Here is a 20,698-nt window from a genome sequence, read left to right as displayed (position 1 = left end):
TCAAATTATACATTCATTATATACATTATTATTATGACACGCGAAGAAATCATCAAGAAGATCAATTCTGCTATGGCAGATGAATTCGAAGTAGAAGAGAGTGATATCACTCCCGATGCCAATATCAAGGAGACGCTCGAACTCGACAGTCTGAACCTCGTCGACCTCGTCGCTATGGTTCAGCAGGAGTTCAAGGTACAGATCCCTATCGCTGATCTGCCGAAGATCCAGACTTTCAAGAATCTCTACGATTATATCGAGAGTCATCAGGGATAAACAAAACAGATAGCCTGGAGTTTTTCCAGGCTATCTGTTTATTGGGGCATCCTTTTTTATGCTGACCAACAACTGGCCCACAGCTGCGGCCGAAATAATTTTGTTTTTTCTTTGAGATATCCGTCATGACAGAACTCTGCATCCGTATCTATCGCTATTTTCAGGCTCATCGTGCCGTCTTCTGGACAACGATGATCGGCCTCTTCGTCGTCTTCGGCTTCTTTGCCTCCCGTATCCATCTCGAGGAAGATCTCAACAAACTGATGCCGGCATCCCGTAATGCCGACGGCTCGGTGAAACTGGCCTTCGCCGACCTGCGTATCAAGGACAAGACTTTCCTGCTCTTCCAGGCGAAGAACAAGAAAGCCATGGACCAGCTGGCGCCCGTCTGTGACGCCTTCGTCGCTGACCTCGAGAAGGTAGACGCTAAGGGCGGGAAGGACCAGAAGGCCATCGACAATATCTTCTCCGCCATTCCGGAGGATATCATGGGTGAGGGCATCGACTATCTCTCGGCTCATCTGCCGGCCTATATTGATACGACACTCTACAGCAGTATCGACAGTCTGCTCACGCCGGCTCATTTCCAGAAGCAGATGCAGCAGAATGCTGAGGACTTCGGTTCGGAGATCGGCGATATGTATCCCGAACTTATCTCCATGGATCCTATCGGCATGCGCAATGTGCTGCAGAAGGATTATGCGCCGCTGATCTCCGGGGGCAGCGGAAGTTATAAGATTCAGGACGATCATATCTTTGTCAAGGACGGTACGGTCTGTCTCGCCTTCATCACCCCGCACTTCTCGGCGACGAATACGGGCCAGGGCTCGAAACTCTTTGAGGAGTTGAACGACCAGATCAAGAAGTATCAGAAGACGCATCCAGATATCAAGATCTGCTATCACGGCACGCCCGCCAGCGGTTATTACAATTCCACGACAATCAAGCACGACCTCACGACGACGGTCTTCGGTTCGCTGATCGTGGCGATGATCCTCATCTGGTTCTGCTTCCGCAATGGCAACACGCTGCCGCTGCTCTTCCTCCCCGTGGCCTTCGGTGCCCTCTTCGGATTGGCATTGATGGATGTCATCCGTGGAGAGTTCTCGCTGCTGGCCCTCGGCATCGGCGCCGTCATCCTCGGCGTGTCGATGAGTTATGTGCTCCATGTCCTCACCCATTTCAAATATGTCTCTGATGTGGAACAGGTGCTGCGTGAAGAGGTGAAGCCCGTCTGTCTGGGATGTGTCACCACCGTCGGTTCTTTCCTCGGCCTCGTCTTCGTCAAGACGGACCTGTTGCAGGACTTCGGCCTCTTTGCCACCTTCTCCATCATCGGTACGACGGCATTCTCTCTTATTTTCCTGCCGCAGTTCCTCAATCCGAAGAACAACAAGGTCAATCGTAAGGCTTTCAACTTTATTGAGAAGATCAATGACTATCCCTATGACCGCAAGCGCCCACTGATCATCACGGTGAGTGCCATCGTCGTCATCTGTCTCGTTGCCTTCCTGGTCAACGGCGGTACGCAGTTTGATGCCGATATGCATGATCTGGGTTATAATGATCCGGAGGTGAGCTATTCGGAGAATCTGTTGGAGAACAAGACGTATACGGGCGACAAGACGAAATATTTCGCGTCTACGGGAAAGACGATGGAGGAGGCGATTGAGAATTTCGGCGCCCTCTCTCATCAGCTTGACTCACTGCAGCGCATCGGTCTTGTGAAGAGTTACACGCATACGGAGAAGGTCTTCGTTCCGCTGAAGGTGCAGAAGGAACGTATCCGTGCGTGGTATGCGTTCTGGACACCGCAGCGTCTGCAGAAGGTCCGTTCGCTCATTGCTGCCACGGCACCGCAGGCCGGTCTGACGACGGATGCCTTCGACACCTTCTTCGACAGTTTCCAACAGAAGGCGACGGCAGATCCTCTTTATAAGGCCGATATCATTCCCGAGGGTTATCTCTCCACCCTCATGGAACGCAGCTATGGCGGTGATTACCTCTGCTATACGTCAGTAAGGTGTAAGAACGACAGTATCCGCAGTGACCACAGCGACTATAGCCGTATCTGTGATGCCGTGGCGTCGAAGCCCCACCAGATGGTGCTCGATACCTATTATTATACGACGGACAACCTGAAGATGCTCAACAGTGACTTCAACGTCCTGCAGTGGATCTCCATGGCCTTCGTCTTCGTTGTCCTACTATTGAGTTTCAAGGGGAATGTCAAGTTGTCATTGCTTGGCTTTATGCCGATCATCCTCTCTTGGATCGTCGTCCTTGGTGCTATGGCGATCTTCGGTATGAAGTTCAACCTCGTGAACATCATCATCTCCACCTTTATCTTCGGTATCGGTGTGGACTACAGTATCTTCGTCATGAGTGGCCTCGTTGACGGCGGTGACGGCAGTAAGCTCCTGGCTTATCACAAGACAGCCATCTTCTTCTCTGCCGCTATCCTCGTCATCACCCTTGGCTCTATGCTGTTGGCCACCCATCCGGCCATCAGAAGTGTGGGCTTCTCGACACTCGTCGGTCTGCTCTCTGCCGTTATCCTCTCTTATGTCCTTCAACCGGCCATCTACAGATTATGGATCAAAAAGTAATTATCATCGGCTCCGGTCTTGGCGGCCTCGTCACAGCGACACTCCTCGCCCGTCAGGGCTTGAAAGTCACGGTACTGGAACGACAGCGGCAGGCCGGCGGTTGTCTGCAGAGCTATCGCCGGGGAAGGAATGACTACGATACGGGTCTGCATTATGTCGGCGGACTCGGTGAGGGACAGATCCTTGATACGGCCTTCCGAAAGATCGGACTCCGTGATCTTCCCTGGGTACGTCTCGATGCTGACGGCTTTGACCGGATCACCATTGGCGGAGAGGAATACCGTTATGCGGAGGGATACGATGCCTTTGTGAATACCCTCGCGGAGAAGTTTCCTTCCGAGCGTGCGGGTCTGCAGGCCTATGTGGATCAGTTGCAGGAGATTAATGAACACACGCTGCAGTGGCTGAACGGACAGACGATGACATTCCCCGACTCTGTCGCTGTTGGTGCCTGGGATTATCTTCATTCCATTATCCATGATGAGCGGTTGATTCAGGTCCTCGGCGCCTCCTCACAGAAGATGGAGTTGCGGAGGGACACGCTGCCCCTGTTCAACTTCGCCCATAGCAACAGCAGTTTCATTGCCAGTTCCTGGCGGCTGAAGGGCGGGGGCAACACACTGGTGGACCGCCTTGTCACCATGATAGAGAAGGATGGGGGAGAGGTGCTCCGACGGAAAGAAGTGGAAGAGCTCGTCGTCCGTGATCATCAGGTCGTGGCCGCCCGTTGTAGTGATGGCTCTGTCTATGAGGGATCGCTGTTTATCAGTGACATCCATCCCGCTCTGTTACAAGGGATGTTCAAGGAGAAGATCGGACGCGGCGGTATGTTCTTCCGCCGTATGGCAACGCAGCCGAATACGATGGGTATGCTGACGGTTTCTTTGAAACTCAAAGACGGGCAGTTGCCGTATTTCAATGATAACCGTTATGTCTACCGTACCACGGATGTGTGGGACTATGCGGAAGAAAACCGAGTCGATGACATCAAGGGCTTGATGATCTCTTGTCGTGTGCCCGAAGACCTGACCGTAGCCACCGATGGCCAAGTGGAGAAAGGCCACATGGGTTATGCCCGTCAACTGGACCTGCTTACTCCCATGCCGTGGGAGGATGTGAAGGCTTGGTCGGAGACGACGACGGGACGGCGCGGTGCGGACTATCTGTCCATGAAAGAGAAAGCAGCCAATCACTGTATCGCTCTGGCGGAGACGGTGATCCCCGGACTCCGTGAAATGGTGGAGGAACGCTATGTCAGTACGCCACTTACCTGGCGTGACTATGACCAAACACCTTTCGGCAGTGCTTTCGGCTTGCGCAAGGATTATCATCAACCGTTGTATGCGATGGTCTCCGCGCAGAGTCCCATCCGTAATCTCTTCCTCACGGGACAGAGCCTGATGCTTCACGGCGTAGAGGGTGTGACGATGACGGCGCTGAATCTCTGTGAGCAGGTCCTCCCCAAATGGTTGTAAGTAGGTGGCCGCCATGTTGCGGCCACGCACCCGCTATATATAATAAGGTGTAAAAATAGAGTATAACAAGAAATAATCAAAAGAAAAGAAATGAAAAGATGGTTGTTGATTTGCCTGACCCTGATGGTATCCATCATGGGCATGGCACAGGAGGCTGACTTCCTCAAGGCTGTCAGCAGGTACAGAACGGCAAACAGTGCTTCTGCCGTATGCACTCGTATTGTTCACAAGAAGGCACTGGCTAAGAACCAGACGTCTACGGGCACGCTGACGATGCACAAGCCCTCACAGGTTGTCATCTCCGTCAATGGCGGTAAGGACGCGCTGATCATGAATGGCAGCAACTTCACGATGAAGCTCAACGGCCGTTCGTTCAAGACGAGCAGCACGACGAACGCACAGTTCACGACCTTCCAGAAAGTCTTTGAGGCTATCCTCACGGGTGGCAAGAATGGCGTGAATGTTGACAATCTCCCCGGCACATCCGTCAAGCGCCTCGGCAATCTGGTGGTGATCAATATCGTACCGATGGCGCAGGGTGGTGCAAAGATGAAGCACCAGCTCTTCACCTCTTTCTCCATGACGATCGATGAGCGTACGTCTGCCTTGAAGACGCTCCGTATGAATCAGAAACAAGGAAATTACGTGGAGTATATTTTCACGAACTTCAGATTCTAAAGCCTGTATTAGTTCTTAATCCTTTTGTAGGTGGCCGCAACATGGCGGCCACCTACTTTTTGTGAGGCTTTAGGTATACAGACCACCGTTGATGGAGATGACATTGCCGGTGATGTAGCTGGCTTCTTCGGAGGCGAGGAAGCCGATGGCGGCAGCGACCTCTTCTGGCTCACCGAAACGGCGGGCGGGGATCATCTGCTTCAGGCTCTTCTCGTCGAGACCTTCCGTCATATCCGTGTGGATGAATCCCGGCGCTACGGCGTTGACGGTGATGTTGCGGCGGGCAACCTCTTGGGCCAGCGCTTTCGTGGCGGCGATGATACCGCCTTTGGCGGCACTGTAGTTCGTCTGTCCGGGCAGTCCCTTGAGTCCACTGACACTGGCCGTGTTGATGATACGGCCGAACTTATGATACTGCATGGAAGGGAGGACGAGGCGCGTGACATTATAGAAGCCGTTGAGGGTGATGTCGAGGACGCGGTGCCAGTCTTCCTCGGGCATGAGGGCCAGGAGGTTGTCACGGCGGATGCCGGCATTGTTCACCAATACGGCGATATAATCATCCTCATGGGCTTTCTGCCACCCTTCGATAGCTTCTGTGACGGCTTTCGCATCGCTGACATCGAACTTCATAAGTTCTCCGTCCTGTCCGGCCTCTCGTACGAGGGCGAGTGTCTTCTCTGCCTCGTCACTCTTGCTGGCGAAATTGATAAGGATATGATATCCCATCTTGGCCAGTTTCACACAGGCGGCACGGCCGAGGCCACGGCTGCCACCTGTCACTAATGCATACTTCATATTTCTTAGTTTTTATAGTTTTTCTAGTTTTTATAGCTCACAATAGCTCACGATAGAACGCTATAGGATTATCCATTTATTCTTTCTGTTTCTGTGGGAAGTCGATGCGGAAGTCACAGCCATTCTTCCAGTTGCTGCAGCCGTAAGCGGTATGTCCCTTGATGATGACACCACGGCCACATTTCGGACAGAGCTTGCCGACGAGGTCGTCGGAGGGATGTTCGAGCTCTTTCTTCGTGGGCTTGCTGTCACTCTTCGTGATGACGATGGAACGCTTGCTGTTGTCGGCGAGGACATCATTGACGATCTTATTGATCTGATCCTTCAGTCCGTTGATAAAGTCAGCAGGATCATATTTCTTCGCCTCGATATCCCGGAGCTTTTTCTCCCAGATACCGGTCAGTTCACAACTCTTCAACAGTTCCTCATGAATGGTGTCGATAAGTTCGATACCCGTAGGTGTCGCCATGAGGTTCTTGCGCTGCCGGCGGATATAATGGCGTTTGAAGAGCGTCTCGATGATGCCCGCACGCGAGGACGGTCGTCCGATACCATTCTGTTTCAACGCGGCACGGAGCTCCTCGTCCTCGACAAACTTACCGGCGGTCTCCATGGCACGCAGGAGCGTGGCCTCAGTATAGTATTTCGGTGGCGTCGTCATCTTCTCCGTCAGCGTAGGCTTATGGGGACCGCTCTCGCCTTTGACAAAAGCGGGCAGCGTGCTCTCCTCATCGCCTTTCTTATTCTCGTCATTGTCGGAGGAATCCTCCGCCTTCGTGTCTTTCTGATAGATCACGCGCCAGCCGGGATCGAGAATCTCCTTTCCGCTGACCTTGAACTCCACCTTCTTCTCCTTCCCTTTCTCATCAGGATTGCCGACGACTTCTCCGAGGACCGTCGTCGTGGCATACTTACAGTCGGGATAGAAGACACAGATAAAGCGGCGTGCGATGAGGTCGTAGACATGCTGTTCGATGTCCGTCAGTCCGTGTGCCGGCTGTCCTGTGGGGATGATGGCGTGGTGATCGGTGACCTTCGAGGTGTCGAAGACCTTCTTGCTCTTCGGCAACTTTGGATTCAGCGATGTCAACGTCTTGATGGGTTCGAGATAGACCTGTTGGGAGTTGATCTTACTCTGTGAGAGGCCATTGAGGATCTGCGGACATTTGGGATAGATATCATCACTGAGATACTGGGTGTCGACACGCGGATAGGTCGTCACCTTCTTCTCATAAAGACTCTGCACGGTATTCAGCGTGAGCTCGGCACTATAACCGAACTTCTTGTTACATTCCACCTGCAGCGATGTGAGATCATAGAGATGGGGCGGAGCTTCCGTACCCTTTTTCTTCTCTACCTTCGTCACCGTGAACGGCTTGCCCTCAATGGTCTTGAACGCTGCCTCGCCCTCTTCCTTACTCGTGAATTTACCACTCGTGGCCGTGAACTGAACGCCGCGGTAGATGGTGGCGAGGACCCAGTAAGGCTCGGGCTTGAAGTTGTCAATCTCTTTCTGACGGTTGACGATGAGGGCCAGCGTCGGCGTCTGTACACGTCCGATGGAGAGCACCTGTTTGTTCTGACCGTATTTGAGGGTGTAGAGACGCGTGGCGTTCATGCCGAGGATCCAGTCGCCGATGGCACGGCTGAGACCGGCGAGATAAAGACTCTGATAGTTTTTCTCGTCTTTCAGCGTCTGGAAGCCCTCACGGATTGCCTCGTCGGTCATGGAAGAGATCCACAGCCGTTTCACGGGACAGTGGACATGGGCTTTGAGCATCACCCAGCGCTGGATGAGCTCACCTTCCTGTCCAGCATCACCGCAGTTGACGATCTCGTCAGCCTTACTGTATAGTTTCTCGATGATGGAAAACTGGCGCTTGATGCCGTCGTCGGGGATGAGTTTGATGCCGAAGCGTTGCGGGATCATCGGCAGGGCGCTGAGGCTCCACCGCTTCCATAGCGGACTGTAGTCATCAGGCTCCTTGAGCTCGCACAGATGTCCGAAGGTCCAGGTCACCTGATAGCCGTTGCCCTCCATATATCCCTCGTGGGCGGTGTTGGCTCCGAGGATCTTGGCGATGTCCTTGGCCACACTGGGTTTCTCTGCTATACAAACGATCATACTAATTTTTTCTTTCAGTAGGCAAAAGTACAAAAAAAAATTGAAAATTTTTACTTCTCATGATGGTCTTCTAAAATATTTTCTTAATTTTGTAGATTCAAAAAAGAATATATACAAAAAATGAAGATCGGTCTGTTTGTCCCCTGTTACGTTGACGCCCTTTACCCTGAGGTAGCGGTGGCAACGTATAAACTCCTGAAATACTACGGGCTCGATGTCACCTATCCTGAGCGTCAGACTTGCTGTGGCCAGCCGATGGCCAATGCCGGTTTCGAGCGGATGTCGAAGCATCTCATCAACTCTTATGATGAGCTGTTTAAGGATTTCGACTATGTGGTGGCACCGTCAGCATCGTGTGCCTCCTATATCCGTTTTTATTATCCGTCGATCATGAAGCGTGAGCATCACGAGTGTATCGCGCCGAAGAAGACGACGGATATTGTGGAGTTCCTCCATGATGTGCTGAAAGTGGATCATGTCCCCGGGAAATTTCCCCATGTGGTGAGTGTCCACAACAGTTGTCATGGTGTCCGTGAGTTGGGACTCTCTGCGCCGTCAGAGCGTGGCATCGTGCCGTTCAACAAGATTGTGGATTTGTTGAATCTGGTGGAGGGCATCACCGTCAAGGAGCCGGAACGTAAGGACGAGTGCTGTGGCTTCGGCGGCATGTTTTCCGTCGAGGAGCCCGCCGTCTCCACGCGTATGGGTGAGAACAAGATCGCGCGCCATATGGCTACGGGAGCAGAGTATGTCACGGGGGCTGACTCTTCCTGTCTGATGCACATGGAGGGTATCGCCCGTCGTGAGAAGAAACCGATCAAATTCATTCATGTCGCACAAATCTTAGCAGCAGGTCTATGAGCACATTACATAGTAAGGCAGCGGCCACCTTCTGTAAAGACCGCCAGAAGACAGCATGGCATGACGAGACCTTCTGGGCCCTTCGTCAGAAGCGTGACGCGATGATGCATATGCTCCCGGAGTGGGAGAGCTTGCGCGAACATGCCAGTGCCATCAAGAAGCATACACTGACGCATCTCGCCGATTATCTCGATATGTTCTCCCGTCAGTTGGAGAGTCGTGGCGTCATCGTCCATTGGGCGAAGGATGCTGCGGAGTTCAATGATATTGTCCTGAAGATTCTCCAGAATCATGGCGTGAAGAAGATGGTGAAGTCGAAATCCATGCTCACGGAGGAGTGTGAGATGAATCCTTTCCTCATCAGTCATGGCATTGATGTCGTGGAGACGGACCTCGGTGAGCGGATCCTGCAGCTCTTGCATAAGAAACCGAGTCATATCGTTGTCCCGGCAAGCCATCTGAAGCGTGAAGAGATTGCTGCCTGCTTTGAAGAGAAAGGTATCTCCAAGGAGAAGGGAAACCAGGATCCTACCTATCTTACTTACTGTGCCCGCAAGAGTCTCCGTCAGGAGTTTATGGAGGCTGGTGCCGGTATGACGGGTTGTAACTTTGGCGTTGCGAAGACAGGAGACATCGTCGTCTGTACGAATGAGGGCAATGCCGATATGACGACTTCTATGCCGAAGTTGCACCTTGTCGCTATGGGTATAGAGAAAATCATTCCTGACTATGCCTCGCTGGCTGTTTTCCAGCGTCTGCTCGTTCGCAGTGCCACGGGACAGCCGACAACGGGCTTCACGTCCCATTTCCGTCAGGCCCGTCCGGGCGGTGAGATGCATGTCATCCTCGTCGACAACGGCCGCAGCAACACCCTTGCTGATGAGGACCACTGGCAGACATTGAAATGTATCCGTTGTGGTGCCTGCATGAATACCTGTCCCGTTTACCGTCGCTCCGGAGGTTATAGTTACACCTATTTCATTCCCGGTCCTATCGGAATCAACCTCGGTATGCTGGCAGATCCGCGCAAATACAGTGATAATGTCAGTGCCTGCTCGCTCTGTCTCTCCTGTGATAATGTCTGTCCGGCGATGGTCGCTCCCGGCTCTCAGGTGTATGTATGGCGTCAGACGCTGGAGCGTGTCGGCAAGGCCGACAAGCTGAAGAAGGTGATGTCGGAAGGCATGGAACTGCTCTTCGACCATCCGAAGTTGTATACTTCCATGCTCCATCTGGCTCCGCTGGCCAATCTCGTGCCGGAGGCGATGACGCACTACAGTAATCTTAATCCTTGGGGACTTGGTCACAGCAAACCGGTCTTCGCCCACAAGTGTTTCCATGAGCTGTGGAAAGAAGGAAAGGTAAAAAAGTAAAAAATAAATGTAATCGTGAAGAAAGAAGAACTTTTTGCCAAATTGCGTAAGAACACGCATGTGCAGTTTGACATGCCCGATATGAAGATCGACGCGCTGACGTATGCCGATCCCGTGAAGCAGTTCATCGAGGAGAGCGGACGGGAAGGAACGAAGATCGTTGAGGCCACGGCAGCTGACGATCTCAACGCCCTGATCCGCAAGGCTTATCCCGACGCAAAAGTCTTTGCTTCCAATGTGGAGGGCATTACGGCTGACCGTAATCCCGATACTGTCGCTGAGGCACAGGATCTCAACGGTACGGATGTCGGTATTGTCCGTGGCCAGCTTGGTGTGGCGGAGAACGGTTGTGTATGGATTCCGCAGACGATGAAGGAGAAGGCGGTGTGCTTTATCTCGGAATATCTCGTGATCCTCCTCGACCGTAAGCGCATTGTCAACAACATGCATGAGGCCTATGCCCGCATCACGATGGATCCGGAATATAATTTCGGTACTTTCATCAGTGGTCCGAGCAAGACGGCGGATATCGAGCAAGCTCTGGTCATGGGCGCCCAGGCCGCCCGTGGCTGTACCGTCATTCTGATCGGTGCCTGAATATAGTAGGTGTCGTCCTATTGCGGCCACACACCCGCATGGGGCGGAACAAAATCAATCAGCAATGAAAGAACTCATTGCTCTTGGGGTTTCTCCCAAATAGTCCTCTGAGTCGGAAGTAGGTTTCTTCCTCCAGACGGAAGAGGGAGAAATGTCGGAAAGGAATATATCCGAGTTTATAACGATAAATGGTGGGCAGACGATGGCATTCTATCGTCTGCTCATATTTTTTGAGCATCATCAGTCCGTAGGCATTATCATCTGCTGTCATCTCCCGTCTGTGCATGAAATAGAAATAGTAGAGGTCTACGACACGCAGCCATCTCACTTCCTCGAAACGGTCCAGAATCTCCTGGGGTTGATGAAGTGCTAACAGTTGCTGCTTCATACTCCACTGTGCCGTCAACAGATCATACTGTCGGATAGAGATCTGATGGATGACGGAACTGGCATGTTGGCGGTAGAAATATTTCCCTTGGCAACAACGTACTTCCCGTGAGAAGAGATAATGAAAGCGCGTTGTGTTGTCATCACTGTAGAAACGGGCACTCTCATCATAGGGGAAGCGGTGGTGGAGCGTGGTGCGGATGGCATAGACGCCATGGATCTCCCAGCCGAGCAGTGTCTTCTGAAAAGCCTGTTGACCGGTGAGGACGTCGAAGGCTTGCATGGGGAAAGGCTCTTCGTGGCCGTCGGCGAAATGATAGATACAATCGAAAAGGGCACAGTCGGTCTGCGGATATCGTTGGAAAACCTGATAGGCCTGTTCCAGCGCATCCGGTGCCAGCCAGTCATCACTGTCACAGAAGCAGGTATATTCCCCGCGGGCTGTGGCCAAACCTATATTGCGGGCATTTGCCTGTCCGCCATTCTTTGGGAGGGCAATCACGTCTACTCGTGGGTCTCTCTTTTGATATTCACGTAGTATCTCCAAGGAATGGTCAGTGGAAGCGTCGTCGATGCATACGATCTGTATCTCCCTCACGGTCTGTTGGATGAGGGAGTCGAGGCACGTGCGCAGATATTTCTCCGCATTGTAGACGGCGACAAGGATGGTGAATTTCGTCATAGCGTCCATTCGTAAGTGTCGTAGACAACGCCACGGCCTCCGAAGCCTTCTTTCTGGAAGATGAGACTTTGGTTGAGATAGAGGCCGTTATCCTCCGTTGATTTTCCAAAGTCGAACACTTCGCGGTCCTTATATTCCTCGTGAAGGATATGGTCGAAGAGAAGATCGAGGGCGCCGAGGGCTTTTCCTTCCGGTGTGGCGGAGATATATTGGGTGTGGATCACTTGTCCCGTGTCGTAGATGAGGGTTCCTCCCAACGCCTCGTCCTGCCGGAACGTCATGAAGAGTCTGATGAGTTTTGGGAAGCGGCTCTTCAGCAACTTGAGTTCTGCGCAGGAGTGTACGGGATGCGTGTGGTACCGGGCGGAGAGATTATTGTCGAGGATGGTCCAGAAGGTATCGATGTCGTCACTCTCCTTGACCGTCAGGCCGGCACGCTTCGCCTTTCTGAGTCCGGACTTCCGTGACTCCTGAAAAGGCAGTTGGTGCTGCAGGAAGATCGTGGAGGATATCTCGCGCGTGATGAGACGGGCGTGACAGACTTCCGTCAGGGCATAGAGGTCTTCCTCTGCGGGAATACGGTGGTAGATCCACGGGAGGGCCTTATAGACGACGCGTTGGAGGCCTTCCCGTCGGAGATGATCGTTGAGTTCCTGAAAGAGAACCATGATTTTTTCAATAGTAGCATGCTTGTCGGTGATGAGGCCGCCATAGGTCAGTCCCTGGTGGGAATAGAGGACATCCTCCTTGATGTTTGCGGGGAGGAGGGCGAAGACGTGGTCATGGTAAAGGATCACCATGCTGTGGTCTTCGAAACGGTCGGCATGATAGTCCATATAATTACGGTTAAAAAGGAAGGTCCCGTTCTTTGCTCTCTCGAGGAATTGGTTCCACAGGAGTTTGTCGGAAGGGGTATATCGCTTGATTTCAAACATGCTTATATTTTAAGAATTCCTGATAGTCGTAGATATAGTCATCCGGTTCGTACAGTTCGGAAGCCAAGCAGAGGCAGACGGCACCGGAAGAGAAGTCGTCGAGTGTACGCCAGATACCGGGTGTGATCAGCAGCCCTTCCCATGGGTGGTTGAGCAGGAATTGTTGTTTTGTGGTACCGTCATCAAGGGTCACGGTGAAACTGCCGCTCATAGCTACGAGCAACTGATAAAGGGCTTTATGGGCATGACCGCCGCGGCTCTCCCCTCCGGGCACGTCGTATACCCAGTAGGCTCGTTTGATCTCAAAGGGCACGTCCTTGAGCTGTTCGGCCACGGTCAGGTTTCCCCGTCGGTCCGCAATCTTCTGCAGTTGGATGATCTTTCCTAATTGTTTTTCCATTCTTCTTAGAAATAGTATTCGTATTTTGGTTTCTGTGTTGATTTTTTCCTTATCTTTGTGGTGTAAAAGCCTAAGCCTATGGAAGAGAAATCGATTACCCCTCATTCTCCCCGCCATGCCATTGACAGTTCGATGAAGCGGCGGGGGAGTAGTCGTGACTATCGGCAGCGTGGATGGTATATGATCACACTGGTAGTCAAAGGACGTCGACCGTTGTTGGGAAACGTCATTGGAGATCCTGCTGTCCAATACGGAGAACCAGAATATCCCCGTCTTTCTCCTTCTCCCTTAGGGGAGGCGGTGCAGGAACAGATTCTGGGGTTACCGTCTTTCTATCCTCAAGTCAGCATAGAGGGCTTTCAACTCATGCCTGACCATCTCCATCTGCTCCTCTCTGTCAAAGAAGAAATGCCGAAGCCATTGGGCTTGGTTATCCGTGGCTTCGTGCAAGGCTGCAACAAAGCGTACCGGCGGCTCGTAGAGCCGCTAGCAGGTACTGAGGGCGGCGCGTCAGCGTCCGCCTCGCCGTCGGGTGGCTCGGCTGCCTCGTTTCATGGCCTGCCGTTGCGTGCTTGCGCTTTGCAAGCGCAAGGTGCCTCGTTGGCCCCTCAGCGTCGCCCCGAAGGGCAGCGCCTGCGCTATGAAGGCGGCCTGCTCTTTGAGCATGGCTTCAACGACAGGATCCTCACGCATCGCGGCCAGCTGAGAATCTGGCGGCATTATCTCGCCGATAATCCCCGGCGGCTGCTCATGAAGCGTTGCCATCCCGACCTTTTCCGCATTCAGCGGAACCTGGAGGCGGCGGGGATGACCTTCTCTGCCATTGGCAACCGGTTCCTCCTGGATCGGCCTCTGTTTCAGGTCCAGTGCTCACGGAGCCTTACGGCAGAGCAGATAGAGGCACAGAAGCGGAAGGCGCTGGCAGCCTGTGCCGAGGGTGTCGTCTTGATCTCTCCCGCTATCTCTCCTGGTGAGCGGGCGATCATGCGGGCGGCTTTTGAGGCCGGGGCGGCGGAGATCGTACTATTGGAGAACGGCTTCACCGATCTGGCGAAGCCGGGAGGGGCTCGCTTCGACGCCTGCTCGCGGGGGCAGCTGCTCCTGCTTGCTCCGTGGGAGCATCACAACGACCGGCGTGTGATTCAGCGCGGGCAGTGCCTGCAGCTCAACGAGATGGCGCGACGGCTCTGCGAGCGGTAGGGGCAACGGCGCCTCCTTGCGCTTGCAAAGCGCAAGCACCCGACGGCAGGCCCGGAAACAGCTCCCCGAGGCTAGCTCGGGGAGCTGGCGCTCTGCCGGCGGGTCTCTCTGCCGGCGGGGGGCTTTCTGCTGACAGCTCCCGCTGTAGCTTTACTTCTTCATATACGGGTCGGTGCCGAGGACGGTCTGGGCGAGGCGCTTGGCTTTGTCGCGGAGGGCGTTGATATCGCTGCCGACCTTGTCGTAGCAGAGGACGACACCCATGCGGCGGCCCTTATGAGCCACGGGCTTGCCGAAGATGCGCACGCGGGCATGGTCTTCCTTGCAGACATCCATGAGGTTGTAGTCGAGGGGCTCCGTAGACTCTTTCGGCGAGAGAATGACGGCGGAGGCACCGTTGTGCTCGAGATGGATAGCCGGGATCGGCAGTCCCATGACGGCACGGAAATGGAGTTCGAACTCACTGAGGTTCGTACAGTGGCTCAGCGTCACCATACCCGTGTCGTGGGGACGCGGCGAGAGTTCAGAGAAGATCACCTCGCCTTTCTTCGTGAGGAAGAACTCCACGCCCCAGATGCCGTAGCCGGTGAGGGCTTTCGTCACCTCGTCGGCCATGTGCTCTGCCTGTTTCAGGGCTTCATCACTGATGGCGTAGGGCATCCAACTCTCACGGTAGTCGCCGCCTTTCTGTACGTGACCGATAGGCGGGCAGAAGAGGGTAGGGCCGTTCTTCTGTGTCACGGTGAGCAGCGTGAACTCCGACTCGAAGTCGATGAACTCCTCGATGATCACTTCCTTGACATCACCGCGGCCTTCCTCCATGGCATCGCGGAATGCTTCCTTCAACTCATCATCATTGTGGACATAGCTCTGTCCGTGACCACTGGACGACATCAGCGGTTTGACGACACAGGGGAAGCCGATCTCGTCGGCAGCCTTTTTGAACTCCTCAAATGTCTTGGCATAGAAATACTTGGCAGTACGGAGGCCGAGCTCTTTGGCAGCGAGGTCACGGATGGCACGGCGGTTCATCGTGTAGTTGACGGCGCGTGCTGACGGCACGACCTGGATACCCTCTTTCTCAAAGTCGAAGAGGCGCTCGGTACGGATAGCCTCGATCTCCGGCACGATGAGGTCGGGCTGATGCTTGCGTACCACTTCGGCGAGCTTGTCACCGTCGAGCATGCTGAATACCTCGTGCTCATCGGCGACCTGCATAGCCGGCGCGTTGTCGTACTTGTCGCAGGCGATGACATACTGTCCGGCACGCTTGGCGGCGATGGTGAACTCCTTGCCCAGTTCTCCTGAGCCTAACAATAAGATTTTTTTCATTTGTCTATGGTTAATCGTTTACGGATGAACTCAACGATGAAACGCTCCGTCTCCTCAATGCCGAGGAGGGAGGAGTTGACGCAGAGGTCATAGCTCTCACTGTGTCCCCACGTCTTTCCGGTATAGTAATTATAATAGGTGGCGCGGACCTCTTCCTTGTCGTGGATATATTTCCGTGCCGTCTTCCGGTCGAACTGATGGCGCTGACAGACCCGCTGGATGCGCTGGTCGAGATTAGCCGTGATGAAGATGTCGACCTTTCGCTTACAGTCACGCAGAATATAGTCTGCCGTACGTCCCACGAAGACACAGTTGCCTTTCTTCGCAGCCTCGAAGATGGCGTCACTCTGGAACTTATACAGGCTCTCCTGGGAGAACGTATTGTCGTAGAATGTGCTGCCGCCACCGGTGAAGGGCAGATGGAACTGGAAGATAGATTTCAGAAAGCCTTTCTGCTCGTCATTCTGTTCGAAGAATTTCTCACTGAAGCCGCTTTGCTTGGCCGCGAGGTTGAGAATCTCCTTATCATAGAAATCACAGTGGAACTCCTCGGCAAGCATCTTGGCGATGACTCTGCCGCCGGAACCGATCTGCCGGCCCACGGTGATGATGATGGGTTCGTTATTATTCTGTTGTTCCATAGTTATTTTGATTGGATAGTTGACGTTTGAATCTTTTCATATATACCGTAGCCACAACAAAAGCCATAACGGCTGCCGTGGCGTCAGAGGTCGGGATGGCGGCCCACACACCGTCGAGGCCCCAGAACAGCGGGAAGATGACGAGTAATGGTATCAGGACAAGGAGCTGACGGGAGAGTGAGAGGAAGATGCTGATCTTCACCTTTCCGATACACTGGAAGAAGCTCGTCGTCACCATCTGGAAACCGATGATGGGGAACATGATCATATTACAATGGATGGCCTGCACGCACATCGTGATGAGCGTCTGGTCGGTGGTGAACAGTCGTGCGATCTGTCGTGGGAAGAGCATGGCTGGAATCCAACCGATGATCATGATGATCGTCGCGGCGGTGATGGCGATATGATAGACTCTCAACAGACGGTCGATCTTCTGAGCGCCATAGTTGTATCCGGCAATGGGCTGCATGCCTTGGTTCAGTCCGATCATGAACATCACGAAGACGGTGGCAAAGGAGTTGGAGATGCCGTAGGAGGCCACGGCCATATCGCCGCCGTAACGAACAAACTGGTTGTTGACGAGGATGACGACGAGGCAGGCACAGGTGTTCATCAAGAAGGGAGAGATGCCGATGGCCAGAATGTTCTTCACCAGATGACTCTTGAGCTTATAGATGCCGTGCTTCAGGTGCAGCAGCTGACTCTTGTCGGAGAAGAGATGCATCTGATAGCACAAGGCCAGCGACTGTGAGATCACCGTTGCCGTGGCGGCGCCGCGGATGCCCCAGTGGAGGAGGACGATGAAGAGATAGTCGAGAGCGATGTTCATCATGACGGTGAAGATCGTGGCGTTCATGGCCTGCCGCGGCTTCGAGGCGGCACGGAGCACGGCATTCATACCGAAATACATGTGGGTGATGACATTACCGAGGAGGATGATCTGCATGAACTCCCGTGCGTAGGGCAGCGTGGCATCACTGGCGCCGAAGAAGCGGAGGATGGGGTCGAGGAAGAGAAAGCCGACGATGGAGTAGCCGATACCGATGATGAGGTTCAGCGTGACGGTATTGCCGAGGATATTCTCCGCCGTGAGATAGTCTTTCTGCCCGAGTTTCACGGCGATGGCCGTGGAGGCGCCCACACCGACGCCGGCACCGAAGGCAGCGCCGAGGTTCATGAACGGAAAGGTGATGGCAAGGCCGGCGATGGCGTCGGGACCGACATACTGTCCGATGAAGATACGGTCGATGATGTTATAGAGCGAAGAAGCCACCATGGCGATGATGGCCGGCAGGGCATACTGGTAGAGCAGATGTCCTACGGGCTTTGTACCGAGTTCGAGTGTTGCTTTCTTGTTGTCCATACGAGTGCAAAGATACAAAATATTTGGGATATATTTGGTTGATTTAAAGAAAAACATTACTTTTGCAATTCAGTAACAAAACCAATACAAAAATATGAAGAAATCACTTGCTATCCTGGCAGTCCTTTTGATGACTGTTGTCTGCTCTGTTTTTGCCAAGACGGAGGCGATCCAACGGATCTCCTATCCGGGAGGGAAGTGTTTCTTCTATCGTTTGTATCTCCGTGACAAGAAGGGTGGGCCTTACACCCTCTCTCAACCCGACTCCTTTCTCTCCCGCCGTGCCCTGGAGCGCCGTCTCCGCCAGCATATCGCCGTTGACAGCACTGATCTGCCCGTTTCCCCGCTTTATATGAGCATGGTGAGGGTTAAGGGCATAGAGATTATCGGTAAGAGCAAATGGAACAACACACTGCTCATCCGTGTCGCGACGGAGAAGCAGTTGAAGAGTCTGGATAATCTGGATTTTATCACAAAGAAACTGAAGGTCTTCACAGCGCCCGACTCGATCAACCGCCGCACAAGGACGGTGGCGCGTAAGGAGTTCAGCAGTTGGAACCGCAGTGAGACGGAGGAATACGGCACGACCACCCTGCAGATCAACCAGCTCGACGGCATGCCGCTCCATACCGCCAACTATCGTGGCAAGGGCAAGCTCATTGCCGTTTTCGACGGTGGCTTTATGAATGTCGACCGTATCCCCGCCTTCCATAATGTCCGCTTCGCTGCCCATCCCCGTGATTTTGTCTATCCGCGGGCGAAGAATATCTACCAGGAGATGGATCATGGCACGATGGTCCTCTCCACGCTCGCTGCCAACGAGCCCCATTATTTCATCGGAACGGCTCCCGATGCCGAATATGTCCTCGTGCGTTGTGAGGATGAGTATACGGAGAGCCGTGCGGAGGAGGACTACTGGGCGGAGGCCGCTGAATATGCTGACTCGCTCGGCGTGGATGTCATCAACAGCAGTCTCGGTTATCATGACTTCGACGACAAGAGCAGCAACTATCCCTATAGCGCGCAGGACGGCATGACGGCACTCATCTCCCGCACGGCCTCGATGGTGGCGCGGAAGGGGATGATCCTCGTCAACAGTGCCGGCAATGACGGCATGGGGTCCTGGAAGCGCATCAACTTCCCGGCGGATGCCCGTGATATCCTCACCGTCGGTGCCGTTGATGAGGATGGCGTCAACGCGCCGTTCTCTTCCGTTGGTCCCACCGCCGACGGCCGTATCAAGCCCGACTGTATGGCTCTGGGCTCTTCGACGAGTGTCATCTCCGGCCGCGGCTCCATCATCAATGATATGGGTACGTCGTTCTCCGCGCCCCTCGTGGCCGGTCTCGTAGCCTGTCTGTGGCAGGCGCTTCCCGATAAGAATGCTTTGCAGATCATGGATCTCGTGCGCCGCAGCAGTAATCGGTATACCACGCCCGATAATGTCTATGGCTATGGCATCCCCGATTTCTGGAAAGCGCTGAAGATGGGACGTTGAGCCGTTGGCACCACTGAATTATGAACCATTTATGCAGGGATCGTTTGAGATAACGGTCCCTTTAGGAAAATGAAAGGAAAACCGCTTACACTATTGGAATTGAACCACCTCGTCCGTCGGACATTGGAACTCTCCATGCCCGGCAGCTACTGGGTGGAGGCGGAGCTGTCGGAAGCCCGTGAGCGCGGTGGCCATTGTTACATGGATCTCATCCAAAAGGATGAGCAGTCGAACACGCCCGTGGCTCATGCCGCCGCCAAATGCTGGCGGTCGACCTGGGGCTTCGTGAAAAGTCATTTCGAAAGAGTCACGGGGCAGACAGTTCATGCGGGCATGAAAGTGCTGTTGCAGGTTCATGCGCAGTTTCATGAGAACTATGGCTTCTCCTGGATTGTCGATGATATCGACCCGACCTATACCCTCGGTGATATGGCACGGAAACGGCAGGAGATCCTCCGGCAACTGGAGAAGGAGGGGGTCATCGATCTGCAGAAAGACCTGCGCCTCAGTCCCTTCGCCCAGCATATCGCCGTCATCTCCAGTGACCAGGCGGCAGGCTATGGGGATTTCTGTAACCAACTGTCGTCAAACGACTATGGCTTCACCTTCTCCGTGACGCTCTTCCCCGCTGTCATGCAGGGCGAAGGGGTGGAGAAGAGCATCATCGCGGCCCTGAACGCTATCAATGCTGATCTCGACGCCTTTGATGCCGTCGTGATCATCCGTGGTGGTGGCGCGACGAGTGATCTCTCAGGTTTCGACACCCTGGCTCTGGCGGAGAATGTCGCCAACTTCCCGTTGCCGGTCATCACGGGTATCGGTCATGAGCGCGATGAGAGTGTCCTCGACCGCGTGAGCTTCCAGCGCGTGAAGACACCGACGGCGGCAGCGGCCTTCCTCATCGATAATCTCGCCCGCACTTGGACCTTCCTTGCCAACTGTCAGGAACAGATGGTCCGGCTCGTGCAACGGCGCATGGAGGAAGAGCGGGGACGGTTGAATGTGCTGGCGGGGAAAATCCCTGTCCTTTTCTCATTAGTGCGCGCGAAGGAAGGGAACCGGCTGGAACGCCTCATGGGACGGCTGACGATGGCGATGGAGGATAAACTCAGCCGGTCGCGGCATCAGGTGGAGTTGCTCGACAGTCGTATCCCCATGCTCCTGAGTCAGACTCTAATGCGCCGCCGTCATCAGTTGGAGATGCTCGGACAGCGGCTGCAGGCCCAGGACCCCCGTTCACTGCTCAAGCGTGGCTATTCCTTGACGATGAAGGACGGAAAGGCCGTGAAGGATGTCGCTTTGCTTCAAAAAGGTGATCGTCTCACCACGATTTTCGAGCGTGGCAAGGCCGTGTCCATCGTCGCGGAGAAAGATTGAGATATATCTATGTCATTTACGAAAATATCTCCGAAAGATAATTTTTTATCTTTCGGAGATATTTTCGTAAATAACGTGTTTATGAAGCGGA

General features: G+C 53.8%; 18 protein-coding genes. 10 read left to right on the top strand and 8 right to left on the bottom strand.

Features of this window, described 5'->3' with window-relative positions:
• Positions 1-33: 33 nt before the first annotated feature.
• The 4 genes from G604_RS0109365 to G604_RS0109350 all read left to right on the top strand — a co-directional run bounded on the left by G604_RS0109365 (position 34) and on the right by G604_RS0109350 (position 5,038).
• On the top strand, positions 34-276 hold the full coding sequence (locus tag G604_RS0109365) for an acyl carrier protein (protein ID WP_028910329.1): 243 nt from the start codon (positions 34-36) through the stop codon (positions 274-276).
• A 125-nt stretch (positions 277-401) separates the two neighbouring features.
• Complete coding sequence (locus tag G604_RS0109360) at positions 402-2,885, top strand: MMPL family transporter (RefSeq protein WP_028910328.1); 2,484 nt, start codon at positions 402-404, stop codon at positions 2,883-2,885.
• Positions 2,870-4,360 (top strand): phytoene desaturase family protein, encoded by a 1,491-nt coding sequence (locus G604_RS0109355; RefSeq protein ID WP_028910327.1) that lies wholly within the window; start codon positions 2,870-2,872, stop codon positions 4,358-4,360. The genes G604_RS0109360 and G604_RS0109355 overlap by 16 nt, the downstream gene beginning before the upstream one ends.
• Positions 4,361-4,450: 90 nt before the next feature.
• Positions 4,451-5,038, top strand: a complete 588-nt coding sequence (locus tag G604_RS0109350) for a LolA family protein (RefSeq protein ID WP_155941911.1) — start codon at positions 4,451-4,453, stop codon at positions 5,036-5,038.
• 69 nt (positions 5,039-5,107) lie between these two features.
• On the opposite strand, the gene fabG is transcribed toward G604_RS0109350, so the two are convergent.
• Together fabG and G604_RS0109340 are read right to left on the bottom strand one after the other, a co-directional pair.
• A complete protein-coding gene (fabG, locus tag G604_RS0109345; protein WP_028910325.1) occupies positions 5,108-5,836 on the bottom strand; it encodes a 3-oxoacyl-ACP reductase FabG in 729 nt (242 codons plus the stop codon).
• Positions 5,837-5,912: 76 nt separating this feature from the next.
• Positions 5,913-7,961, bottom strand: coding sequence for a DNA topoisomerase 3 (locus G604_RS0109340; protein ID WP_028910324.1), 2,049 nt, complete (start codon positions 7,959-7,961; stop codon positions 5,913-5,915).
• A 120-nt stretch (positions 7,962-8,081) separates the two neighbouring features.
• Here G604_RS0109340 and G604_RS0109335 point away from each other — a divergent pair, with 120 nt between their 5' ends.
• Genes G604_RS0109335 through G604_RS0109325 form a run of 3 tightly spaced genes read left to right on the top strand, consistent with a single transcriptional unit; the run spans position 8,082 to position 10,792 of the window.
• Complete coding sequence (locus G604_RS0109335; protein ID WP_028910323.1) at positions 8,082-8,822, top strand: (Fe-S)-binding protein; 741 nt, start codon at positions 8,082-8,084, stop codon at positions 8,820-8,822.
• Positions 8,819-10,195, top strand: coding sequence for a lactate utilization protein B (locus G604_RS0109330; protein WP_028910322.1), 1,377 nt, complete (start codon positions 8,819-8,821; stop codon positions 10,193-10,195). Before G604_RS0109335 ends, G604_RS0109330 begins: the two co-directional genes overlap by 4 nt.
• A gap of 15 nt (positions 10,196-10,210) precedes the next feature.
• Positions 10,211-10,792: a lactate utilization protein C gene (locus G604_RS0109325; RefSeq protein WP_028910321.1), complete on the top strand. Its 582-nt coding sequence runs from the start codon at positions 10,211-10,213 to the stop codon at positions 10,790-10,792.
• Positions 10,793-10,850: 58 nt separating this feature from the next.
• Here G604_RS0109325 and G604_RS0109320 read toward each other — a convergent pair whose 3' ends face one another.
• The 3 genes from G604_RS0109320 to G604_RS0109310 are packed head-to-tail and all read right to left on the bottom strand — an operon-like array spanning position 10,851 to position 13,196.
• On the bottom strand, positions 10,851-11,861 hold the full coding sequence (locus G604_RS0109320) for a glycosyltransferase family 2 protein (RefSeq protein WP_028910320.1): 1,011 nt from the start codon (positions 11,859-11,861) through the stop codon (positions 10,851-10,853).
• On the bottom strand, positions 11,858-12,796 hold the full coding sequence (locus G604_RS0109315; RefSeq protein WP_028910319.1) for a GNAT family N-acetyltransferase: 939 nt from the start codon (positions 12,794-12,796) through the stop codon (positions 11,858-11,860). Before G604_RS0109315 ends, G604_RS0109320 begins: the two co-directional genes overlap by 4 nt.
• The gene (locus G604_RS0109310) at positions 12,789-13,196 is read right to left on the bottom strand and encodes a sugar 3,4-ketoisomerase (RefSeq protein ID WP_028910318.1); all 408 of its coding nucleotides are present in this window, start codon (positions 13,194-13,196) and stop codon (positions 12,789-12,791) included. The genes G604_RS0109315 and G604_RS0109310 overlap by 8 nt, the downstream gene beginning before the upstream one ends.
• Positions 13,197-13,274: 78 nt before the next feature.
• Between G604_RS0109310 and G604_RS14085 the strand changes: the two genes are divergently transcribed.
• Positions 13,275-14,396, top strand: a complete 1,122-nt coding sequence (locus G604_RS14085) for a hypothetical protein (RefSeq protein ID WP_155941910.1) — start codon at positions 13,275-13,277, stop codon at positions 14,394-14,396.
• 150 nt (positions 14,397-14,546) lie between these two features.
• Here the strand turns inward: G604_RS14085 and purT are convergent, their stop codons facing one another.
• Genes purT through G604_RS0109290 form a run of 3 tightly spaced genes read right to left on the bottom strand, consistent with a single transcriptional unit; the run spans position 14,547 to position 17,732 of the window.
• Positions 14,547-15,728, bottom strand: a complete 1,182-nt coding sequence (gene purT / locus G604_RS0109300; protein WP_028910317.1) for a formate-dependent phosphoribosylglycinamide formyltransferase — start codon at positions 15,726-15,728, stop codon at positions 14,547-14,549.
• On the bottom strand, positions 15,725-16,369 hold the full coding sequence (locus G604_RS0109295) for an AAA family ATPase (protein ID WP_036905200.1): 645 nt from the start codon (positions 16,367-16,369) through the stop codon (positions 15,725-15,727). Before G604_RS0109295 ends, purT begins: the two co-directional genes overlap by 4 nt.
• Positions 16,353-17,732, bottom strand: coding sequence for an MATE family efflux transporter (locus G604_RS0109290; protein ID WP_028910315.1), 1,380 nt, complete (start codon positions 17,730-17,732; stop codon positions 16,353-16,355). The genes G604_RS0109295 and G604_RS0109290 overlap by 17 nt, the downstream gene beginning before the upstream one ends.
• A 94-nt stretch (positions 17,733-17,826) precedes the next feature.
• Between G604_RS0109290 and G604_RS0109285 the strand changes: the two genes are divergently transcribed.
• Entirely contained in the window at positions 17,827-19,230 is a 1,404-nt protein-coding gene (locus G604_RS0109285) for a S8 family peptidase (RefSeq protein WP_028910314.1), read from the top strand.
• A 69-nt stretch (positions 19,231-19,299) separates the two neighbouring features.
• Positions 19,300-20,607 carry an exodeoxyribonuclease VII large subunit gene (xseA, locus tag G604_RS0109280; protein ID WP_028910313.1) on the top strand — a complete coding sequence of 436 codons (1,308 nt, stop codon included), beginning with the start codon at positions 19,300-19,302 and terminating at the stop codon, positions 20,605-20,607.
• Positions 20,608-20,698: the final 91 nt, after the last annotated feature.

The organism is Prevotella sp. AGR2160 (genome assembly GCF_000424185.1).
Lineage (GTDB): Bacteria > Bacteroidota > Bacteroidia > Bacteroidales > Bacteroidaceae > Prevotella.
Note: the sequence above shows the minus strand (reverse complement) of the source record. Positions and strands in the feature narration are given on the sequence as shown.

Coding starts and splice junctions, on each gene's coding strand:
- G604_RS0109365 (WP_028910329.1), top strand. CDS start 34: ATGACACGCGAAGAAATCATCAAGAAGATCAATTCTGCTATGGCAGAT.
- G604_RS0109360 (WP_028910328.1), top strand. CDS start 402: ATGACAGAACTCTGCATCCGTATCTATCGCTATTTTCAGGCTCATCGT.
- G604_RS0109355 (WP_028910327.1), top strand. CDS start 2,870: ATGGATCAAAAAGTAATTATCATCGGCTCCGGTCTTGGCGGCCTCGTC.
- G604_RS0109350 (WP_155941911.1), top strand. CDS start 4,451: ATGAAAAGATGGTTGTTGATTTGCCTGACCCTGATGGTATCCATCATG.
- fabG (WP_028910325.1), bottom strand. CDS start 5,836: ATGAAGTATGCATTAGTGACAGGTGGCAGCCGTGGCCTCGGCCGTGCC.
- G604_RS0109340 (WP_028910324.1), bottom strand. CDS start 7,961: ATGATCGTTTGTATAGCAGAGAAACCCAGTGTGGCCAAGGACATCGCC.
- G604_RS0109335 (WP_028910323.1), top strand. CDS start 8,082: ATGAAGATCGGTCTGTTTGTCCCCTGTTACGTTGACGCCCTTTACCCT.
- G604_RS0109330 (WP_028910322.1), top strand. CDS start 8,819: ATGAGCACATTACATAGTAAGGCAGCGGCCACCTTCTGTAAAGACCGC.
- G604_RS0109320 (WP_028910320.1), bottom strand. CDS start 11,861: ATGACGAAATTCACCATCCTTGTCGCCGTCTACAATGCGGAGAAATAT.
- G604_RS0109315 (WP_028910319.1), bottom strand. CDS start 12,796: ATGTTTGAAATCAAGCGATATACCCCTTCCGACAAACTCCTGTGGAAC.
- G604_RS0109310 (WP_028910318.1), bottom strand. CDS start 13,196: ATGGAAAAACAATTAGGAAAGATCATCCAACTGCAGAAGATTGCGGAC.
- G604_RS14085 (WP_155941910.1), top strand. CDS start 13,275: ATGGAAGAGAAATCGATTACCCCTCATTCTCCCCGCCATGCCATTGAC.
- purT (WP_028910317.1), bottom strand. CDS start 15,728: ATGAAAAAAATCTTATTGTTAGGCTCAGGAGAACTGGGCAAGGAGTTC.
- G604_RS0109295 (WP_036905200.1), bottom strand. CDS start 16,369: ATGGAACAACAGAATAATAACGAACCCATCATCATCACCGTGGGCCGG.
- G604_RS0109290 (WP_028910315.1), bottom strand. CDS start 17,732: ATGGACAACAAGAAAGCAACACTCGAACTCGGTACAAAGCCCGTAGGA.
- G604_RS0109285 (WP_028910314.1), top strand. CDS start 17,827: ATGAAGAAATCACTTGCTATCCTGGCAGTCCTTTTGATGACTGTTGTC.
- xseA (WP_028910313.1), top strand. CDS start 19,300: ATGAAAGGAAAACCGCTTACACTATTGGAATTGAACCACCTCGTCCGT.